Raw genomic sequence first — 1,219 nt, 5'->3', positions numbered from 1 at the left:
TAGGTCGTGAACCCATAAATCGCATCACTCGAACGTGGCGGATCGTTATTGATGATCGCGCAAGAGGGGCTATTCATTGGGCATGATATCGCGCATCGCCTATTGCCTCATATTCGCAATGCTTGCGGGCTCGTGCAGTCCGAGTTTTCCTGAGCCATCCGCCCAAGACCCTAGCCCTATTCTCGGTTGTTACGTCGCCCCAGATGCGCCGTGGTTTGTCATCGATGCTTCTACCGTGAAATTTGCCGGTGACGGAAAGGGTGTGTCCTATCGTTACGAACTGCCAAAAGTCGGAACAGTGCTTCGTGTGCCAATGGACGCGGCCATCGTTGATGGCCGTTTGATTTTTACGCCTTCGGAAGACCGCTTCTATCGTGTGTTACATACGAGCGCGGGACCAGTGGTTCGCGTTGCCTTCGGAAAGGAAGGCCTCCTTCGCGACTATCAACACAAATCTCTCGATGAATGCACGGGATAACGCGAAAATCCGTTTGGTGGATTACATCTTGCCCCTGAATCTGATTCAGCATCGGCATGAGCCGATATGATCTGACCGATTTCGAATGGCGCGTGATCGAGCCGCTGTTGCCCAACAAATCCAGAGGAGTGCCGCGCGTCGATGATCGGCGCGTTCTGAACGGCATCTTTTGGGTGCTGCGGTCCGGTGCGCCGTGGCGCGACTTGCCCGAGCGCTATGGGCCGCGCACGACATGCTACAATCGCTTCGTGCGATGGGGGAAGGCTGGTGTCTGGGACCGGATGATGGACGCCGTCACCGCTGCCCATGACGGCGACATCCAAATGATCGACAGCACCTCCGTTCGCGTCCACCAACAGGCCGCGACGGCAAAAAGGGGGATCGAGATCATTGTCTCGGTCGTTCCCGAGGTGGACTTACGACCAAAATCCACGCGGTCGTCGATGCGCAGGGGCTCCCGATCCGTCTCGGCCTGACCGCTGGCCAAGCTCATGACGGGCAGGTCGCGGACACGCTGCTCGACCATCTTGGCCCCCACACCATCGTGCTGGCGGACAAGGCTTATGACGCTGACCGCATCCGCGCTCTGATTGAGGAACAGGGCGCAACGCCCAATATCCCGCCCAAAAGCAACCGCCGCTGGAAACCCTGCTTCAGCAAGCGCCTCTACCGCGAGCGCAACCTGATCGAGCGGTTCTTCTCCAAATTGAAGCACTTCCGCCGCGTCGCCACTCGATACGA

The 1,219-nt window shown here is 58.1% G+C and carries 1 protein-coding gene; it reads left to right on the top strand.

Features of this window, described 5'->3' with window-relative positions; translation table 11 throughout:
- Positions 1–528: 528 nt before the first annotated feature.
- Positions 529–1,219, top strand: a protein-coding gene (locus tag K9B33_RS22890) for an IS5 family transposase (RefSeq protein WP_224551417.1) whose coding sequence is annotated in 2 segments (ribosomal slippage) — positions 529–835 and positions 835–1,219 — 692 coding nt annotated over the 2 segments. Because the reading frame shifts where the segments join, the coding sequence is not laid out codon by codon here. This gene is flagged as partial in the annotation.

Source organism: Sphingobium sp. 3R8, from assembly GCF_020166615.1.
In the GTDB taxonomy this organism is placed as follows: Bacteria; Pseudomonadota; Alphaproteobacteria; order Sphingomonadales; family Sphingomonadaceae; genus Sphingobium; species Sphingobium bisphenolicum.
The sequence above is the reverse complement of the archived record's forward strand: the minus strand, read 5'-3'. Positions and strand labels throughout refer to the sequence as shown.